Annotated in this window: 20 protein-coding genes; 8 read left to right on the forward strand and 12 right to left on the reverse strand. The window is 53.6% G+C overall.

The annotated features are described in order from the left end of the window. The first annotated feature begins 15 nt into the window (after window positions 1-15). Window positions 16-498: an Hsp20 family protein gene (locus J4E05_RS09365; protein WP_085587580.1), complete on the forward strand. Its 483-nt coding sequence runs from the start codon at window positions 16-18 to the stop codon at window positions 496-498. 33 nt (window positions 499-531) lie between these two features. Next, complete coding sequence (locus J4E05_RS09370; RefSeq protein WP_349594752.1) at window positions 532-801, forward strand: DUF1150 family protein; 270 nt, start codon at window positions 532-534, stop codon at window positions 799-801. A 127-nt stretch (window positions 802-928) separates the two neighbouring features. Here J4E05_RS09370 and J4E05_RS09375 read toward each other — a convergent pair whose 3' ends face one another. From J4E05_RS09375 to cobA, 6 genes are all read right to left on the reverse strand, one after another. Further along, a complete protein-coding gene (locus tag J4E05_RS09375) occupies window positions 929-2419 on the reverse strand; it encodes a methyl-accepting chemotaxis protein (protein ID WP_349594755.1) in 1491 nt (496 codons plus the stop codon). A gap of 152 nt (window positions 2420-2571) precedes the next feature. After that, a complete protein-coding gene (locus J4E05_RS09380) occupies window positions 2572-3012 on the reverse strand; it encodes a YcgN family cysteine cluster protein (RefSeq protein WP_085587574.1) in 441 nt (146 codons plus the stop codon). A 246-nt stretch (window positions 3013-3258) separates the two neighbouring features. Next, window positions 3259-4704 carry a cobyrinic acid a,c-diamide synthase CobB gene (locus J4E05_RS09385; RefSeq protein ID WP_349594757.1) on the reverse strand — a complete coding sequence of 482 codons (1446 nt, stop codon included), beginning with the start codon at window positions 4702-4704 and terminating at the stop codon, window positions 3259-3261. A 22-nt stretch (window positions 4705-4726) separates the two neighbouring features. Continuing rightward, the gene (locus J4E05_RS09390) at window positions 4727-5365 is read right to left on the reverse strand and encodes an SCO family protein (protein ID WP_246832809.1); all 639 of its coding nucleotides are present in this window, start codon (window positions 5363-5365) and stop codon (window positions 4727-4729) included. Between the two features lie 138 nt (window positions 5366-5503). Continuing rightward, entirely contained in the window at window positions 5504-6328 is an 825-nt protein-coding gene (locus tag J4E05_RS09395; RefSeq protein ID WP_349594761.1) for a sulfite exporter TauE/SafE family protein, read from the reverse strand. A gap of 115 nt (window positions 6329-6443) precedes the next feature. Beyond that, complete coding sequence (gene cobA / locus J4E05_RS09400; RefSeq protein ID WP_349594764.1) at window positions 6444-7364, reverse strand: uroporphyrinogen-III C-methyltransferase; 921 nt, start codon at window positions 7362-7364, stop codon at window positions 6444-6446. A gap of 280 nt (window positions 7365-7644) precedes the next feature. Here cobA and J4E05_RS09405 point away from each other — a divergent pair, with 280 nt between their 5' ends. Together J4E05_RS09405 and J4E05_RS09410 are read left to right on the forward strand one after the other, a co-directional pair. Further along, window positions 7645-8748 (forward strand): cobalt-precorrin-5B (C(1))-methyltransferase, encoded by a 1104-nt coding sequence (locus J4E05_RS09405; RefSeq protein ID WP_085587566.1) that lies wholly within the window; start codon window positions 7645-7647, stop codon window positions 8746-8748. Between the two features lie 157 nt (window positions 8749-8905). After that, window positions 8906-9703: a cobalt-precorrin-6A reductase gene (locus J4E05_RS09410; RefSeq protein WP_349594767.1), complete on the forward strand. Its 798-nt coding sequence runs from the start codon at window positions 8906-8908 to the stop codon at window positions 9701-9703. A 132-nt stretch (window positions 9704-9835) separates the two neighbouring features. Here J4E05_RS09410 and J4E05_RS09415 read toward each other — a convergent pair whose 3' ends face one another. From J4E05_RS09415 to J4E05_RS09425, 3 genes are read right to left on the reverse strand one after another with little or no spacing between them, the layout of a single operon-like run. Continuing rightward, window positions 9836-11131 (reverse strand): TRAP transporter large permease, encoded by a 1296-nt coding sequence (locus tag J4E05_RS09415; RefSeq protein WP_349594769.1) that lies wholly within the window; start codon window positions 11129-11131, stop codon window positions 9836-9838. Continuing rightward, window positions 11128-11601 (reverse strand): TRAP transporter small permease, encoded by a 474-nt coding sequence (locus J4E05_RS09420; protein ID WP_349594771.1) that lies wholly within the window; start codon window positions 11599-11601, stop codon window positions 11128-11130. The genes J4E05_RS09415 and J4E05_RS09420 overlap by 4 nt, the downstream gene beginning before the upstream one ends. 56 nt (window positions 11602-11657) lie before the next feature. Next, window positions 11658-12662, reverse strand: coding sequence for a sialic acid TRAP transporter substrate-binding protein SiaP (locus tag J4E05_RS09425; RefSeq protein WP_349594773.1), 1005 nt, complete (start codon window positions 12660-12662; stop codon window positions 11658-11660). A gap of 192 nt (window positions 12663-12854) precedes the next feature. Here J4E05_RS09425 and J4E05_RS09430 point away from each other — a divergent pair, with 192 nt between their 5' ends. Continuing rightward, entirely contained in the window at window positions 12855-13751 is an 897-nt protein-coding gene (locus J4E05_RS09430) for a dihydrodipicolinate synthase family protein (RefSeq protein WP_085587560.1), read from the forward strand. Window positions 13752-13755: 4 nt separating this feature from the next. Next, window positions 13756-14433 carry a GntR family transcriptional regulator gene (locus tag J4E05_RS09435; RefSeq protein ID WP_085587558.1) on the forward strand — a complete coding sequence of 226 codons (678 nt, stop codon included), beginning with the start codon at window positions 13756-13758 and terminating at the stop codon, window positions 14431-14433. 78 nt (window positions 14434-14511) lie between these two features. Here the strand turns inward: J4E05_RS09435 and J4E05_RS09440 are convergent, their stop codons facing one another. After that, the gene (locus J4E05_RS09440; RefSeq protein WP_349594776.1) at window positions 14512-15423 is read right to left on the reverse strand and encodes a LysR family transcriptional regulator; all 912 of its coding nucleotides are present in this window, start codon (window positions 15421-15423) and stop codon (window positions 14512-14514) included. 117 nt (window positions 15424-15540) lie between these two features. Between J4E05_RS09440 and J4E05_RS09445 the strand changes: the two genes are divergently transcribed. Together J4E05_RS09445 and J4E05_RS09450 are read left to right on the forward strand one after the other, a co-directional pair. Beyond that, complete coding sequence (locus J4E05_RS09445; protein ID WP_349594779.1) at window positions 15541-15936, forward strand: DoxX family protein; 396 nt, start codon at window positions 15541-15543, stop codon at window positions 15934-15936. Window positions 15937-16062: 126 nt separating this feature from the next. Continuing rightward, complete coding sequence (locus J4E05_RS09450) at window positions 16063-16644, forward strand: flavodoxin family protein (RefSeq protein ID WP_349594782.1); 582 nt, start codon at window positions 16063-16065, stop codon at window positions 16642-16644. Between the two features lie 174 nt (window positions 16645-16818). Here J4E05_RS09450 and J4E05_RS09455 read toward each other — a convergent pair whose 3' ends face one another. Next, complete coding sequence (locus tag J4E05_RS09455) at window positions 16819-17826, reverse strand: complex I NDUFA9 subunit family protein (protein ID WP_085587550.1); 1008 nt, start codon at window positions 17824-17826, stop codon at window positions 16819-16821. Between the two features lie 175 nt (window positions 17827-18001). Continuing rightward, a complete protein-coding gene (locus J4E05_RS09460; protein ID WP_349594787.1) occupies window positions 18002-18904 on the reverse strand; it encodes an SDR family oxidoreductase in 903 nt (300 codons plus the stop codon). Between the last annotated feature and the right edge of the window lie 98 nt (window positions 18905-19002).

Consider the following 19002-nt stretch of genomic DNA (forward strand, 5'->3'; position numbering starts at 1 on the left):
GTGAAAGTAATCGCCATGTCGCGTATTTCAATGTTTAACAGCCCCCTGCTCCTTGGTTTCGATCAGATCGAACGCGTTCTTGATCAGGTTTCAAAAACCAAAGCCGAAGGCTACCCGCCTTATAATATCGAACAGATTGGTGACAATCACATCCGTATCACGGTTGCTGTCGCAGGGTTTTCCGATGATGACCTTGCTGTCACCACCGAAGACAACCAGCTGATCATTCGGGGCAAACACCAGGAAGATGAAAGCAACCGCGTCTATATCCATCGCGGCATCGCTTCCCGGCAGTTCCAGCGTTCATTCGTTCTTGCCGAAGGCATCGAAGTGATCGGTGCCCATCTTGATAACGGATTGCTGCATATTGACCTTAACCGGCCGGTTCCCGAACCGGTTGTGCGTGAAATTGCCATCAATTCGAACCGCAAAAAAAATATCCCGTCGCGCACCATCGACATGAAGGTAGATGACGACGATAATGAAACAAATGTCTAAAAAGCCGCAAGGCCAGTTAAAGGAGTGGTTCATATGAGCAATCGCATCTCAGACCATGACGACGCAGAAGGCGTCATCCCGGCCGAGCAGGATCTGCATATGCTGTCGTCAGGCGATTTCGCCATGCTGGGGATTGAGGATTTTGCCTATGTCCGCAAAATGCGAAACCCCGAAGATGCCGAAGCGGCCCGGATTTATGGTGTATTCACTGCCGATGGCACCCATATTGCCTCGTTTGAAAGCTATGCCGTGGCCTATGCCGCCATCCGCCAACACGATATGGAACCGCGTTCGGTTCACTAACACAGGCTTGTCCGGTAAATAACCGGATCAAAAACACAAAAAGGCAGCCCTGAACCCGGGCTGCCTTTTTCGTATTTAATATTGCCAAACCCGCCTGCAAAAGTAACTCAGGATATGGCAATCAGTTTTAACGCGCCAAAACCTCTGCGGCCTCGCGGGTGCGATTAACCGATGTCGCAACCGAATCAGCCGATTTCTGAATATCGCCAATATTGCGCGACACGGCCTCTACTGTATGGCGCATCGACTGGATATTTTGCGACACACCATCGGTAACCGAGCTTTGTTCTTCAACAGCAGATGAAATATTGGTCACGCTATCGCGTACCATTTCTACTGAGTTGCGAATTGTCCCCAAGGCGTCAACCACCTCGATGGTAATCGACTGAATACCCGAAATTTCATCCGCAATCTGATCGGTTGCCCGCGCGGCCTGATTGGCCAGGTTTTTCACCTCGTTGGCCACCACGGCAAACCCCTTGCCAGCATCGCCCGCCCGGGCCGATTCAATGGTCGCATTGAGGGCCAAAAGGTTAATCTGCCCGGCAATATCCTGAATAACCTCAACAATGTTACCCATCGCCGCAACAACTTCCGACATCCGCTGGGTCGATGAATCAGCGGCAACCGTCTGGTCAAACACCTGTTCGGTCGCGGCACGCGACTGCGCCATACTGCGTGAAATTTCGGCAATCGATGCTGCCAGCTGTTCGGCACTGGCCGCAACGGTATGCACCGTTTCAGATGTATTCTCAGCGGCACTTACCGCATCTGTTGCTGTTGTTCCAAGGATGTTAATATTGATATCAATGTCGGAAAAATTGTTATCAATCATCGACTTAAGCTCAATCAACAGGTTAACCTGCTCGGTAACGTCGGTGGCAAACTTGATAACTTTAAGCGGTTTTCCCATCGGGTCCAGCACCGGATTATACGACGCTTCAATCCATATAACCTTGCCGTTTTTGCCGATGCGCTTGTATTGGCCCTGTTGAAATTCACCCTGCTTCAACGCCCGCCAGAAATCGTTATATTCGCGCGTGCCTTTAACACCGGCATCAAGAAGCATGCTGTGGTGCCGCCCTTCAAGGTCAGCAAGGCGATAACCAAACAACGACAAAAAATTCTGGTTGGCGGTCAGTATGTTCCCGTCCAGATCAAATTCGATAACGGCCTGTGACTTGCTAATCGCATTAAATACGCTTTGCAAAACCGCCCGCTCCTTGCGGCGTTCCGTAATATCGGTGGCAAATTTAACCACTTTAACCGGCGTACCGGTATTATCCAGCACCGGGTTATAGCTGGCCTCAAGCCACATTTGCTCGCCTTTTTTATTGACGCGGCGAAACGCGGCACTTTGGTGTTTTCCGTCGCGCAACTTCTTCCAGAAATCGCGATATTCCGCAGAATCACACTCTTCCGCCGGCACAAAAATACTATGCGATTTCCCGACAATCTCGGACAACGAATACCCGCTGATCGCCAGAAAGTTCTCGTTGGCGTCCAGAATGCGTCCATCAAGCGAGAACTCGATCGTCGCCATCGACAGATTTAACGCCTCAAGAATTTGGGTCGCTTCCTGCGCTTTTTTCGACTGAAAGAACCGGGAAAATGCCATTTTGGGTCACCTGAAAATAAGCCACAACTTCAACTTATAACAACTTGAAATTCGATCTTTGGGATAGCTATACTACACCTTAGTATATATACATAGCGAAAAAAATACCCCCAGTTGTTCCGCCGGGAAAATTTATCTCATCCCGGTTTACGTCATGAGGGCCAATCAACGATGTAAAGTTCAAGGTTCGGGTTTGCATCAAGCTCTGACGTAACCCGCCCGGAGACTGACATTCCCGCTTTTACAGTTGATTTTGGATCACCGGTAATCAGAGGATGCCATTCAGGCAAGTCTTCGCCGTCACGTAACAGTCGGTACGCGCAGGTTGAGGGCATCCAGTCGATATCGGCAATATTCTTTCTGGTCAGCTTTACACAATCGGGAACATGTTTTCGGCGATTGGGATAATCGCTGCACAGGCAGCTATCACAATCAAGCAGCCGACATGCAACCGATGTATAAAACAAAACATCGGTGTCTTCGTCCTGCAACTTATGCAAACAGCATTTACCGCAACCATCACAAACCGATTCCCATTCATCCCGGTTCATTTCTTCAAGGCGCTTGGTTTTCCAGAAAGGCAAAGTCATCATTTATCCAGTGTTAGATCGCAATCAGGGGGTTGCCCATAAATATGATCGAAATGATCGTCCGGTTTTGTGCAAATGCACGAAGCAAAACCCCGGCAAGGTGAATATCTTTCAAGGTTTTGCGCCAAAGCAGACCGGATAAATCCCGACGGTTCAAAGGACAATCATATTTATGCGCCTGCACCCTACACTTTGCGCCTGGTCATATCACGAATTTGTACGTGCTGATGTGGAAAGCAGATCCGCCCATTAACAGATCAGATGAAAAAAAGATCCAAACACTGATCCATTTTGCAAACCACAAAGGCCAAGGTCGCGACCATCGGCTGTTTTTGCCGATAACCAGCCATCGCCTGCCGCCTGTACCGTAGTGGCATAATGAAACTCGTGGCCGCGTAAACGCGTTCCCGGCGGCCCCAGTTTGCATCCCTGGCGTATTTCAACCTGTCGATAACCAAGATGCAGCTTTCGATCATAAAAGCTGGTTTCAAGCGACAATAACCCGGTCATTTGGTGCGCAAGACCATTGGCATCAACCAAAATTTCGCCTAGCATCATATACCCCCCGCATTCGCCATATATGGTGATCTGGCGTCGTGCGGCATCTTGCATGGCATGCTGAAAGGTCTGTGCTGCGGCCAAAATGCCGCCATGCAGCTCCGGGTATCCGCCGGGCAAATATACCGCATCGCATTCCGCCGCCGGGGCTTCATCGGCCAAAGGCGAAAAAAAACTGATCGTTGCCCCCGCAGCCTGCCAGCCTGCCAATATATGTGGATAACAAAACGCAAAAGCCGCATCTCGTGCCACAGCAATATGACGCCCCAACGGCGCAATCGTAACCGGAGCCACAGCAGCACCCGCCCCCGCGCCCGATGGTACATAGCCCTTTCTGCCAACAGCCTGGTCCGCATGCGTCCCGTCAGAAAAGCCGGCAAAATTCCCCGTTCCGACATCACCCATGTCAATACTTGCACTTGCCGCCCTGGTACGGGTTTGGTCTGGCGAACCATCGGGCAACGGTATTGTTGCCAGGTCAATCAATGCATCAAGGTCAATATCGCGGGCCATAATCGCCGCTGCCCGGTCAAGAAACGGTTCCAGTGCCGGGTGTTCCCCGGCCTGCACCAGTCCCAAATGACGTACAGGCAATACAAGGTCATCATTGCGCATCACCGCGCCAATAATGGGGATGTCGGGCACCGCCTGCGCGCAGGCATCAACAATCAGCTGTTTGTGCCGGTCACTGCCGACCCTGTTTAAAATAACACCGGCCACCCTCACATCGGGCCGAAACCGGGAAAATCCGGTAATAACAGCGGCGGCCGATGCCGCCTGCCCACGCACATCCACCACCAGAACCACCGGCCACCCCATCATCGCGGCCAAATCGGCCGATGAACCACCACCGCCTGCCGCACCATCAAACAGGCCCATCACCCCTTCACACATCACAAAGGGGCTGTCTTTCGTATCGACATGCCAGCGCGCCAGTTCATAAATCGCATCTGGTGTCATTGCCCATGGGTCAAGGTTAAGGCAAGGGGTTCGGCTGGCTGCATGCTGAAAGGCCGGGTCAATATAATCCGGCCCGGCCTTGGCCGCTGCAATGTTCAAACCGCGATTGGCAAGCGCCCGCAATATGCCCAGCGTCACCACGGTTTTACCGCTGTTAGAGGCCGGTGCCGCAATCATTATTCCCGAAACAGGGAGGCGCTTATCCCTGGGTTTCGACAACTTTTTCAATACCTTCCGCAATTTTTTCCGGCGTTTCACCATAATTGAAATGGCGAACATAGGCCCCGTTTGGCCCCATCAGATAAATAAAGGACGAATGATCAACCAGATACGTGTCCGAATCTTTCGGCTCGCCCTCTTCAAACGCCTTGGAATAATAAACCCGATATGCTTTTGCCGCTGCACTGGTTTGTTCCAGGCTTCCGGTCAGACCGATCAAACGCGGATGAAAATGCGGTACATAATCAGCCATTGCCGCCACCGTATCACGTTCCGGGTCAACAGAGATGAATATGGGCTGCACTTTTTTGGCAACATCAGCAGGCAAAATATCCATCGCGTTGGACATCGCCTGCAATTCGGTCGGGCACACATCCGGGCAATAGGTATAGCCAAAATAAACCAGCATATATTCGCCGCGAAAATCCTGTTCGGTACGCGCCTTGCCGTTCTGATCAATCAGGTTAAACGGCCCGCCAATACTGGCAACGCCCGACGAACTGGTTTGCCCGCCATTTCCAGCTTGCGTATCGCGCCCCATATTATAAAGGCGAAAGCCAAAACCAAATGTCAGCACCACAATAATGGCAATAATAATCAGCCAGGTTCTTCTATTCACGTGCTACCCGTCCCTTGCATCTGGGGCCAAACCAACCGGCACTATAAAACGCTCATTACCGGTTGCAAGCCTTCGCCTTTATCCACACCAATTTGTGACAATTCATTTGCGGCCAAAGCCGGTTAACAGCCCTGGCACCTAGGCGATCTGGTGATAAGCCAGCAACGCCAGCACAACCGCATTTGCCACCATCAACCCACGCCCGACGGGCGCCATCACACTGCGAAATTTACGGGTGGCATATTGTCCGATCCACCCCGTGGCAAACAGCATTGGCACCGTCCCCACCCCAAAGGCCGCCATCACCATACCGCCCGAAAAGGCCGATCCACCTGCAGCCGCCAGAACCAGCGCACCATAAATCAACCCACAGGGAATAAACCCCAGCAACAATCCCAGAATATAACCACGCACCCCGAACGGAGCATTAAAAAACGGGCTTAAACGACCCGCAACATGGCGATGCCACCATTGCCCCAAACCACCACGTTTCAACACATTGCCTGAAAGAAAACGCGATTTTCCGTCTGCTTTGGGGGGCAGCAAACCACCAAGATGGGGCACCAGCCCCGAAATGCCATAAATCAGGAAAAACACCGCCGCAAACAACAGCAATATCGGTGCTATCCACCAAACCTGCGCCAAAGCGGTGATGCTGTCAGTAAACAGCCCTGCCAGAACACCCAGGAAAATATATGTCGTTAACCGACCGAAATGATATGGAAACAGGGCCGCCCCGGTTAACCGGCGAAATTCCGACATTTTTTCAAGCGGTATTTTTTCCATACGCGCCGTTACCTGGCTTACAACAAACGGCCCGCACATGCCCACACAATGGGTTGCACTGCCCACCAGCCCGGCCAATAGGGCGGTAACCATTACGCCCCCATCCTGGCGCACAGCAGTACTGCACTGCGCCCAGCCGCTTTCGATAATGCGAATAAGAATTTGCTGTTCGTCCATTGGCCTACCTGTTGCAACGGCCATTTCCCGGCCCGGTCGCGATTGTGACGGTGGGCCGGGCAAAGAACAACGATATAGATCAATCTCTGTCGCTGGTAATCAGCAGTTGGTGATATTAATGATCGTCCGGCGTAGATGCCGGCGCTGTCGGGGATGCCGTGGCAGATACCGTTGCTGTTTTACCATCGTCGCCAGGCATCGTTATTAATTCCAATATCTGGTCAAAGGCAACATGGCGCACCGCCGAAACATTATCCTGCGGAGAAAGCCACTGTAACCGGTCACGCAAATTAACCACCTTGCCAACAATGCAAATCGCCGGGGGTTCCATATTGGCTTTTTCAACATCCTGTGCCGCATCGGCCAGCGTCGTAATCAGCAATTGCTGGTGGGGTGTTGTCGCCCGGCAAATCACCGCAACCGGTTCATCCGGGGCACGCCCGTTCGCAATCAGTTCCGTTGCAATCCGGCCCAGATGTTTCATCGCCATATACATGATCAACACCTGCGACCCTTGCGCCAATGCGGCCCAGTTGATGTTATCAGGCACATCGCCGCTGGCCCCGTGTCCGGTCACAAATGTAACCGACGAATTGCAATCGCGATGAGTCGCCGGAATACCGGCATAGGCCGCACCGGCAATGCCGGCAGTAATGCCGGGAACCACCCGAAACGGAATACCATGTTCCACCAGGGTCAAGCCTTCTTCGCCGCCCCGGCCAAACACAAACGGGTCGCCACCTTTCAGGCGCAACACCCGCAATCCCTGGCGGGCCAGATCCACCAGTTCCAACGAAATATCGGTTTGCCGGGCTGATGGCCGCCCCCCACGTTTTCCGGCATAAATCCGTTTGGTATCCGGGCGCAGCAAATTTAAAATCCGGTCGTCAACCAGTGCATCGTAAACCACAATATCGGCCTGCTGCATGGCGTTAACGGCATGCAAGGTCAGCAAACCGGGATCACCAGGGCCAGCCCCCACCAGCCACACCCAGCCTGCTTCAAATAGCGGAAAATCAATACCAAGTGCTGTCATACGCCAAAACTATCCGAATTTATGGGGCTATATTGCTGAAACATTGTCTGCGCATCCCCGTTGCAGCAGGGGCCGTTACCAGCCATCTTACACAGGAATAACCATCACAGGGCAACAGATAAATCCAATTATTTATGGTAATACCAAAAATAGAACAATTATTTTATGTTATAATTTCCGCAAACGGCACAATGGCCCCACACAACCAAAACCGCTAGCATGGCAAAAATTCTAACCGGGGTAATCCCATAGCCCACCCACAGGAACCAGATTTACAATCATGACCCGCAAGCCAGAAGGCCCGCTTCGCAAAGGATGGACAACCGGGGCCTGTGCCACCGCCGCCACCCGCGCGGCCTGGCACGCCCTGCTGGATGGCACATTTCCCGATCCGGTTTGCATTACGCTGCCACGCGGCGAAACCCCGTGTTTTGCCCTGGTAAAACACGAAATCGGAGAAAACTGGGCGCAGGCCAGCATCATCAAGGATGCAGGCGACGACCCCGATGTTACCCATCAGGCCGAAATTATTGCCACAGTGCGCCGGGCAAAACCGGGCCACGGCATTTCATTTCATGCCGGGCCGGGGGTGGGTACAGTTACCAAACCGGGCTTGCCCGTGCCCGTGGGCGAACCGGCAATTAACCCCAAGCCACGCGAAATGATGGTTGCGCAAATTACGGAACTGGCCGAACGGTTTGGCGTTGCTGCGGATGTGGAAATTGAAATATCCATTCCCGGCGGGGCTGAAATTGCCCAAAAAACCTGGAATCCGCGTTTGGGTATTATTGGTGGTCTGTCAGTACTGGGCACCACAGGCGTTGTTATCCCGTTTAGTTGTTCGGCCTGGATCCATTCCATCCATCGCGGCATTGATGTTGCACGTGCCACAGGGCGCACCCACGTGGCCGGGGCAACCGGCAAAACATCGGAAAGTGCCATTCAGGCCCTGTATGACCTGCCCGACGAAGCGATGCTTGATATGGGGGATTTCGCAGGCGGCATGTTAAAATATTTGCGTAAAAACCCTGTTGCGCAGGTTACGATTGCCGGTGGTTTTGCCAAGCTGGTTAAGCTGGCACAGGGCCATATGGACCTTCACAGCAGCCGCTCACAGGTTAATATGGCAAGACTGGCCGAAACAGCCCATAACAACGGTGCCAGCGAAAAACTGTGTGAAGCCATAAAAACGGCCAATACCGCCCGCCATGTGCTGGAACTTTGTGCCCGCGAAAACGTTACCATAGCCAGCGTGATCGCCCGACAGGCGCGTGAAGCAGCAATGGCCACCATTGATGGTGCCTGCGCGATCGAGGTGGTTATCTTTGACCGCCAGGGCGAAATGATTGGCCGGGCCGGGCAATTTGACCGGCAAGAATTATAAACATTCGGGCCTTGTTCATATCAGGCCTGATCCGCCCATCGCAATGTCATCCGACATGCTTTGCCCTGCATATCCGGCCTGTTTGCCACCTAAAACACAATTTTGGTATCAGGCTGATTTGATACCGACAAACACTATATATGGAAACCGATTGCCGATGCCCGATCCTGACCTGAGACTGAAAAAGCACCTTTCCCCGTTAAACGTTCTTGTTTTCGGGGGTACAGGCGATGCCAATCGCATTGCCAGTGAACTTCTGGTCAGGTTTGGCACCCATATCCGTTTGCAGTTGTCCCTTGCCGGGCGCACCAGTGCACCCAACCTTCCCGATGGCATCCCGGTTCGTATCGGCGGTTTTGGCGGGCCGGATGGTATCATCAAAAGCCTGAAAACCGACCGGATCGATTTGGTTATTGATGCAACCCACCCTTATGCCACCCAGATTTCCAACCATATCGCACAGGCATGCGACAGTGTATCTGTGCCATGTATCCAGTATCGCCGCCCGCCCTGGGTGGCCCAAACCGGCGACAACTGGGTATCCGTCCCCGATATTCCCGCTGCGGCTGCCAAACTGCCAACGCTGGGCCACCGCGCCCTGATCGCCATTGGACGGCGCAACTTGCACTATTTCAACGAACTGCACGATTGCTGGCTGCTGGTTCGCACCATCGAGGCCCCCAACCATCCGTTTAACCTTGCCAATGGCGAATGGTTATCAGCGCGCGGGCCCTTTTCGCCCGAACGCGAACTGGAATTGCTGGAGCGTTATGAAATTGATGTTGTGGTCACCAAAAACAGCGGTGGTGATGCCAGCGAAGGCAAACTAATCGCTGCCCGCGACCTTGGCCTGCCAGTCATCATGATAGACCGTCCCGACCTGCAAGACGTGGATTACGCCGGTTCGATCGAGGATGTTGTGCTTAAGGTCGCAGCACACCACACCGCGCAATAAAAGCGGACTTTCGGCATCACAGGACATTTCGGGCATTCCCCAAAAGGCACCTTTAAAACAACACCCGCGCAAGATGCACTTGCGCGGGTGTTGTTTGTTTAAGGCCCAGGTATCTTTGATTTAACCGCAGTTTTATCCGGCATACCCAAACATGCGGGGCAACCACAAAACAATCGACGGTATTAGGGTCATCATCAACAGGGCAAACAACAACACAAAGATAAACGGCCAGATTTCACGAATAATATCGCGTAGCGGAATGCCGGTTACACCATTCAGCACAAACAGCACCACGCCATAGGGCGGCGTCACCAGGCCAATCATGATATTGACCGTAATCACCACACCAAAATGCACCAGATCAATGCCCAGCATCTTGGCAGCGGGCAAAAACAGCGGCACAACAATCAACAGCAGGGTCGTTGCATCAAACAGGCAACCCAAAAGCAGGATCAGCACGTTAACGCCCAGCAAAAACACCACCGGCGACATTTCCAGCCCGGCCAGCTGCCCTGCCACCATTGACGGCACATTTTCACTGGCAACCAGATAATTAAGCACCAGCGCTGATGCGATGATCAAGCCGACCACCGATGTTGACCGGGCCCCGTCCAGCACCAGCTTGTAAAAATCTTTCCAGGACAATGACCGATAAAAAAGCACCGACAAAACCAGTGCATAAACTGCGGCGACGGCTGCGGCCTCGGTCGGGGTCGTTACACCACCGTAAATGCCATACAGCAAAATTACCGGCAGCATCAGGGCCGGAAACGCCCGCATGGTCAGCTTGGGAATGTCGCGTAAAGGTACGGCTTCATCCCGGGCAAAATTGCGCCGACGTGCGGTAATGGCATTTAAAATCATCAAGACCAGGGCCAGCAAAAGGCCCGGTACAATCCCGCCTAAAAACAGAAACCCAATCGAGGTATCTGAAATCAGCGCATACAAAATCATCGGAATCGAAGGCGGAATAATCGGCCCGATCACGCTGGACGCCGCCGTTAAGGCCGCAGCATACCCCGGCGGATAGCGGTTATCACGACACATAAGGTCGATAATGACACGGCCAATGCCCGCGGCGTCGGCAATGGCGGAACCCGACATGCCCGAAAAAATCAGGCTGGCCAGCACGTTCACATGGGCAAGGCCCCCGCGCAACCGGCCGACAATGGCAACGCAAAAATTCAGCAACCGGTCGCTGATGGTGCCAGCGTTCATAAAATTGGCAGCCAGAATGAACAACGGCACGGCCAGCAAGACATAACTGTTAAACAGGCCATTAAGCGACTGTTCAGCCACCAGCCCCACATCCTGCCCGGTCATGAACAGATAGGCAATCGAAGATGCAAAGGCAGCAAGTGAAATTGGCATACCAATCGCGCCCAGCAGCAAAAACCCGCCAAGGCTAAACATAAAAGCCATGCTCATGGCTGATCCCTTTGTTCTTCTTCGTCACCGGCAATGGCAGCGACTTCATCCTGCCAGCGCCGGGTAAACAACCGGTACAGCGACACCACCGACCGGATCACCACCGCGATGATAAAAACCGGAAAAATCGCATAGATGTAATCAAGCGGAATGCGCGTAACCGGAGCCTTTTCGATGCGCATGAACTGCACATAATCGATAATTACCGGCAGGCCAGCAGCCATCGCCGCCCCGATGCAAAATATGCCTAAAATGGCCATCACGCGTTTTTGTCGCGGGTTGGCCATTAAAAACAGCATGTTAAACGAAACATGTTCGCTATCACGCAGCAAAAAGGCCGAGGTCCAGAACACCAGCCAAATGTACAAAATAACGCAAACCTCAACCGTCCAGCCCAACGGAGCATTCAGGACATAACGGGAAAAGATCTGCAAAAGAAAGGTTGCGAACATCACGATGAACAATGTCACCGCGACGCCCTCGCAACCTTTTTTCATTATGGATCGATAGGATCGCACAACTACGCTCACTTAATTGCGTTAACGCGCTCGACAATGCCTTCCGGCCAGTCTTTGGCGAAGTCGGATTCCAGATAGTCCTGCTGAACTTTTTTGCGGAATGCTGCAACATCAGGTTTGTAAACCTTCAGGCCCTGTTCCTTGAAAAATTCGATCAGCTTTTCCTCGTCCTGGATACGGTGCACATTGTTGTACAACGTTGCCACTTCTGCGGCATCACGAACAACTTTTTGCTGCTCTTCGCTCAGACCGTCATATGTTTTCTTCGCCATCGACAAAAACACGGCATCAACCAGGTGGCCGGTCAAAACAATCTGATTGGTTACTTCATAAAACTTGGCAGCTTTAACCGTCGGCAGCGGGTTATCCTGGGCATCAATCGTGCCGGTCTGCAGGCCGGTGTAAACTTCGCCAAATGCCAGCGGGGTTGCATTGGCACCAAGGGCATTGCCCAAAAACAGCCATGCATCCGAACCGGGCATGCGCAGTTTTATGCCTGCAAGGTCAGCCGGGGTTTCAATTTTCTTGTCACCACGAATGTCAAGCTGACGCGTACCAAGATAGCCAACGTCAAGAATTTCAATGTTCATGTCATCAGCAACCATCTGGTAAAATTCCTTACCGATGTCGCTGTGGAAAACGTGGCGCTGATGGTCGGGATCGCGAATCAGGTAACCCGCCGTAAAGACCGACCATGCCGGGATCTGCTTGGCAATGTCCTGGGCGGAAATCATGGCCATATCAAGGTTACCGCGCTGCATCGCGGCAGGCTCGGTTCCCTGTTTGAACAGGCTGGCATTCAGATGAATTTCAACATCGAATTCGCCTGGCGCATTCTTTTCAAGTTCATCCTTGAAAACGGTCAGCATTTTCGCATGCCAGTCGCTTTCAACCGCCGGGGTCGAAATGCGCAATTTCACCGGATCGGCCATCGCCGAGGTCGCAACACCGGACAGTGCCAGCAACGCGGCCGCCGCGATACCGGCGGTGTATTTGGGTAGATGCTTCAACATTTAGGGTCCTCCCGTGGACTAATTACCTGATCTTTCTAATTTATTATTCTTTTTGGATGGCTCCCGCCGGAAAATCAACCGGGTTTATAGCACCAACAAACATATTGTATAACTAACATGTTAGTGCTACACAACAGTTAATCCACCAACAACAAACACTATTTTAGGCCTATTGCCTGACAGGAACGCTCCATGACTTTTGACACCACCCGCCCCTTTGGCATTTCTGCCGCGCTAACCACCCCGTTTACCGCTGCCGGCAATGTTAATAATGACCTTTTGGTGCGCCATGTTCAGCATGTGCTGGAACAGGGCTGTACATCGGTCACGCTTGGTGGCACCACCGGCGAAGGTCCGTCTTTGTCGCAGGCTGAAAAAGTCAGCGCGCACAATGCCATGACGGCGGCAGGTATTCCGGCCGATAAAATCGTGTTTGCCATTATCGAATCGTCGCTGCCCAATGCCGTTGCCTGTGCGCGCGAAGCGGCCGATCTGGGCAGCAGCCATATTTTGCTGGCCCCGCCCTTCTATTTCAAAGGTGTTGCCGATGATGGCCAACTGGCGTGGTTCAGAACCTTGCTTAATGAAATTGCCACCAGCGGGCTGAAGGTAATTTTGTACCATATCCCGCAGGTTACAGCCGCCCCGGTCACGCCGGACATGGTTGCAGAACTGAAAAAAGACTTCCCTACCCTGATTACCGGCGTGAAAGATTCGGCAGGAAACTGGGAAAACACCGAAGAACTTCTTAAACGTTTTGCCGACCTTGATATTCTGATTGGCGATGAACGCCTGCTGGCAAAGGGCGTTGCCCTGGGTGCTGCTGGCGCCATCAGCGGTGTTGCCAATTTCCGCCCTGACCTTTTAACCGCCATTCTGGCTGGTAAACCCACCGATGCCCGCCTGCCCGAACTGGTCGAGGCCCTGCTGCAATATCCGGTAACACCGGCGGTCAAGGCCTTGGTCGGGCATCTTGGGAACGATCAATCGTGGCTGGCGGCCCGCGCCCCCCTTGCCCGTCTGGCCCCGGCACAGTATCAAGCCCTTGCACAACGCTATGACGAACTGTTCGCATCGCCAACGAGGTAAGACCATGACAGAAGCCGCCCGGCCCAGAGGAGAACGCAGCCTTCGCAGCCGCGCCTATGACAGCTTTACCGAGCGGCTTCTGGCCCGCGACATATTACCCGGGCAATTTCTGTCTCAACGTGAACTGGTCGAAATTACCGGCATGCCACTGGGTGCGATTCGCGAACTGGTCCCCCGTCTGGAAGCAGACGGGCTGATCACCACCGTTCCCCAGCGTGGCATGCAGGTCGCCCATATCGACCTTGATCTGGTGCGCAATGCGTTTCAGCTGCGCATGTTTCTGGAACTTGAGGCCGCCGCCCTTTTTACCATCAACGCGACCGATGACATGATCGGCAACATTCGCGCCGCCCACGAAAAAGTCCTGAAAGATGCAGAAAAAGGCATCACCCCGGAATTGCTGGAACGCGCACAGGCCGTTGACTGGTCATTGCATGACTGTATTGTCGACTCGCTTAATAACGCGATCATTTCCAATGTTTACCGGGTCAATTCGGTCAAAATCCGCCTGATCCGTCAGGAACGGTTCCGTCTGAACGAAAAACTTCTGACCACCGTGATGAATGACCATCTGGAAATCATCGCCGGTTTTGAATCCCGCGACCCTGATCGCGCGGTCAATGCCTTGCGCAGCCACCTCGACAATGCCCGTGGCCGCGCCCTTGGTCTGGGCGAGATGTAAGGTCAAATCGCTCCGCGGTTCCCAACTTTCAGCCTGCGGACCGCAGTCCGTACTCCCTTGCGGTTACATCTCAGCGCCCTATTCCAGATAGGGCGTCATCACCCCTTCAACCCAGTTCATAAAGGCCCGCACACGGCGCGATAAATTGCGCCGATGCGCCACAACAAGGGCCACATCCAGCGGTGATGGCCGCAAATCCGGCAGAATTTCAACCAGTTCGCCACTTTCAAGATGCGGCCTTATCCCCGCATAGGCCGCTTGCATAACGCCCAGCCCGGCCAGACCAGCGGCCTCATATGTCTGCACGCTATTGACATGCAGCGCACCGGCCATTGACATGGATGCATAGCCTGAACCGTCTTCTAACGGATATTCCCAGCCATAGGGTTTTGCCCCCAAATTCTGGCTGTAATGAATCGCCCGGTGCCCCTGACTGCGCAAATCATCAAGAGTTCGGGGTGTACCCACCCGTGCAAGATAAGTCGGACTGGCCGCATTGATCATGCGCATTTGCCCCAATGGCCGGGCAACCAGGCTGTCATCACCGATAGGGCCGATGCGCAGTACACAATCAAACCCCTCCTGAACAAGGTCTACCTTGCGGTCCGTACTCGACAGCTCCAGTTCCAGTTCCGGGTATCGTGCCATGAAATCGGGCAAAGCAGGGATTATCGACTTCCAGGCCACCCCTGTTGGCACATCAACCCGCAACCTGCCGCGCAAACCAACATGTTCGCCCGAAAACATGGTTTCCAGATCATCCATATCGGTCAGCAACGCACAGGCCCGTTCATAAAATGCTTTGCCATCTTCGGACAATTGCACGCTGCGCGTCGTCCGGTGCAAAAGCCGCGCACCAACATCTTCTTCCAGCTTGCGAATAACGGTCGATGCCCGCCCTTTTTGAATCCCCAAAAAGTCCGCAGCCTGGGTAAAACTGCCCATTTCCGCGACCCTGACGAAAATCAGGATCGGCTCCAGGTTATGCATCCGGCACCACCATTGTTTATCAATGAAATAACAATGCGTTCATTTTTGCATAATTTATTGCATTCATAAAACACTATACCGTCGCACCCAAATTGAAGCATTCTTCAAGGAGGGTTCATGCCCGACATTTCTCCAACACACCGCACCCTATGGATTGGCCGGATCGCCAGTGCGCTGGTGGTGATCGCTCTGCTACTGGATGGCGCATCCCAGCTCCTTGCTCCGGCAAGCATCACCGCCATGATGCAGGAAACCGGCTTTGACATGGCTTTAACCCCGGTACTGGGCAGCATCATGCTGGGATGCGCCCTTTTATATGCCCTGCCTGCCACGCGCTTCCTGGGGGCCATTCTGGTCACCGGGTTTCTTGGTGGGGCAATTTGCGCCCATTTCCGACTGGGCGAAATGGGATCCGCCCCTGAAATCGCCTCGGCTTTGCTGGGTGTCTTAACCTGGGGTGGCCTTTACCTGCGCGATCCCCGCCTGCATCCGCTTCTGCCCCTTACCCGCTAGCACATTCCATGCGCTTTCCACCGGCCGGGCTGTTTCGTTTCGGATGTCACTAGCACCACACCAATTCACATTCCCCCAAGCCACCGATTTTCTATCGCTTTACGCGACGCATAACAGGAAACCACAATGACCCATTCCGAAATCACCACCGCCATCGTCTATCATTCGGGCTACGGCCACACACAGCGTCAGGCCGAAGCCGTCGCCAAAGGGGCAGAATCCCTTGGCAATACCGCCCTGATCGCGATTGATACCGATGGCAATATCCCTGATAACGCATGGACCATTCTCGACCGTGCAAATGCCATCATTTTCGGTTCTCCAACCTATATGGGCGGGCCAAGCTGGCAATTTAAAAAATTCGCCGATGCGTCTTCAAAACCGTGGTTTGAAGAAAAATGGAAAGACAAAATCTTTGGCGGCTTCACCAACAGCGCCAGCATCAATGGCGACAAGCTGAATACCCTGCAATATTTTGCCCTTCTGGCCGGCCAGCATGGCGGCATCTGGGTCAGCCTGGCAATCAAACCGGCCAATCTGAAATCATCCAAACGCGATGATCCCAACCGGATGGGGTCCTATATCGGGCCAATGGCACAATCCGATGCCGATGCGTCGCCCGATGAAATGTCCAGGGGGGATATGGAAACCGCACAAAGCTATGGCGCGCGTGTCGCACAAATCGCCAGCCGATTTACCAAGCCATAAGGCCCGCATCCCGCCGGCGCAAACACGGCGAAAAAACCCGCCCGTTTGATGGCGCAAGCCAGACAAAAACACCCCGCCACATTTCTGTGGCGAGGTGTTTCATTTTTGAATCACGGCATTTTGTCAGACGGCACCAAACCAAACAGGTGCAGCCAACAAACCCGCCATACCGGTTTAGCTAAAACGGCGGAACTCGCCACTTTTAAGCGGCGGACGGAAACGCTTCAGATAAGACGGGGCGACGGTTTCAATGCAATTGGGCACGATGTCGAGATCGGCAAAGCCCTTGGCATCGGCAGAAACAACGTTATCGGTTTTCAGCAACCGTACCTGATCGGGGGTCAAAGGTGGCTTGGGCAGGAATTGCAGGAAAAACGCCATGATTGACGCCATCCAGAACGGCACGGGCAACAGGCACACGCGCTGACGGGTCAGTTCACGAATGTCTTCCAGTACTTGCAAGAAGCTATATGCTTCCGGTCCGCCCAGTTCGAAGGTTTCGCCGGCCAGATGTTTGTCTTCGACAGCTTTTACAAAAGCATCAGCAACATCGCCTACATAAACCGGCTGGAATTTCGGGCCGCCTTCGCCAAAGAAATCAACCGATCCCTTGCCAAGGTCAACATGCGGCAATGCAGGCGTACCCACCACCGGAATAAACGGCAGAAAACGCGACATGCTGGCAAATTTGTTCAGGAAGTTGTCTTCCGGGCCAAAAATAACCGACGGGCGGAAAATGACGGCTTCGGGGAATGCCGACCGCACGGCTTTTTCACCAGCCAGTTTGGAGGTGGCATATTGCGAGTGCGGGTTTTTGTTCGCGCCCAGTGCCGACATATGCACAAGGGTTTTAACCCCGGCGGCCTTTGATGCCTCGGCAATGTTTTTGGCAGCCAGAACATGCATGTTCATAAAGCTGCTGGCACCGCGTTCATACAGAACACCCACCAAATTGATCACCGCATCGGCGCCATCAACAGCGCGACGAATCGCATCCGTATCCTTGATGTCGCAATGAACCGGAACCATCTGGCCCAGATATCCCATCGGTTTCAATTTTTTGGTGCGCTCGAAATAACGGGTCGGGACACGTACATTGTACCCGGCTTCCAGCAGGCGCTTGACGATATAACGGCCAACAAAGCCGCTGCCGCCAAATACGGTGATGATACGACGATCCATTGTAAATTCTCTCCTCGTCGGCCTCTTGGGTCCGCGCTGATGGCGTGCCAGGGGATGGCGGCCCGATGGCTGCCCATTCAGGGGGGTGGTCACCGTCATGGATATGCGGCCCACTTTGATACATCTGTCGAAGGGTTATATACGACGCAATAGCCCCGTCAACAATGTGGTTTTGTCAATTTTCACCGGGATCGCCCATGGTTTTGCGTAAAATGTCGTCCAAAAGCGCCTGTAACCCGGCCTGATAGCTATTATAGCGCAAATTAACACCCAGTTCGCGCTTGATGCGGGTATTTTCCACCCGCTTGTTATCTTCATAAAAACTGGCCGCCATCGGGCTCAGCACTGCGGTTTCAAAATTTTCCTCGGCGGGCGGGTCCATGCCCAGCAACCCGCAGGCATAGGCAATCACATCCTGGGGCGGGGCGGCGTCATCATCGCACACATTATAGGCCGCCCCGGCATGGGGACGCGCAATAGATGCCAGAACGGTTTGGGCGATGTCTTCGACATGGATGCGCGAAAAAACCTGCCCGGGCTTCACGATCCGCCGGGCCCGACCGGATCGTACTGTTTCCAGCGCATTGCGGCCCGGCCCGTAAATGCCCGCCAGCCGAAACGATTGCACGCATAAATCATGACGCGCGCCCAAATCAAACCATGCCTTTTCCGCCGCCACCCGGCGGCGACCGCGCTTGCCACTGGGCAGCAATTCGCTGTCCTCATCGACATTGCCGCCATTCCGGTCGCCATAAACCCCGGTAGTCGATAAATAACCGATCCAGGTTTGCGCCGGTAATGACGCCAGATCACCCCGGTGCAGGTTTAACACCGGGTCACCATCGCCGCTCGGCGGCGCGGAAACCAGCACATGGGTCACGCCCCGCAAGGCATCGGCAATGTTGGCCACCGGCAAACCTTCGGCAAATTGGCAGGGCGTAATGCCTTCGGCAATCAGGGCATCAAATTTATCAGTGCTGCGCGTGGTTCCGGCGACTTCCCAACCTTCGGCCTGTAATTTGCGCGCGACCAGGCGCGCACTAAAACCGGTGCCAAAACAGAAAAGTTTGTTGCTCATACCAATACGGCCTTATTGAATGCGGGCAGGATTTTTCACCTGATTTTGCCGCACAGTAGGGTTTTTTGCCGCCAATTAGAAGGAGACTCTTGGCATTA

Origin of the sequence: Thalassospira sp. NFXS8 (assembly GCF_040148805.1) — a bacterium.
Classification (GTDB): Bacteria; Pseudomonadota; Alphaproteobacteria; order Rhodospirillales; family Thalassospiraceae; genus Thalassospira.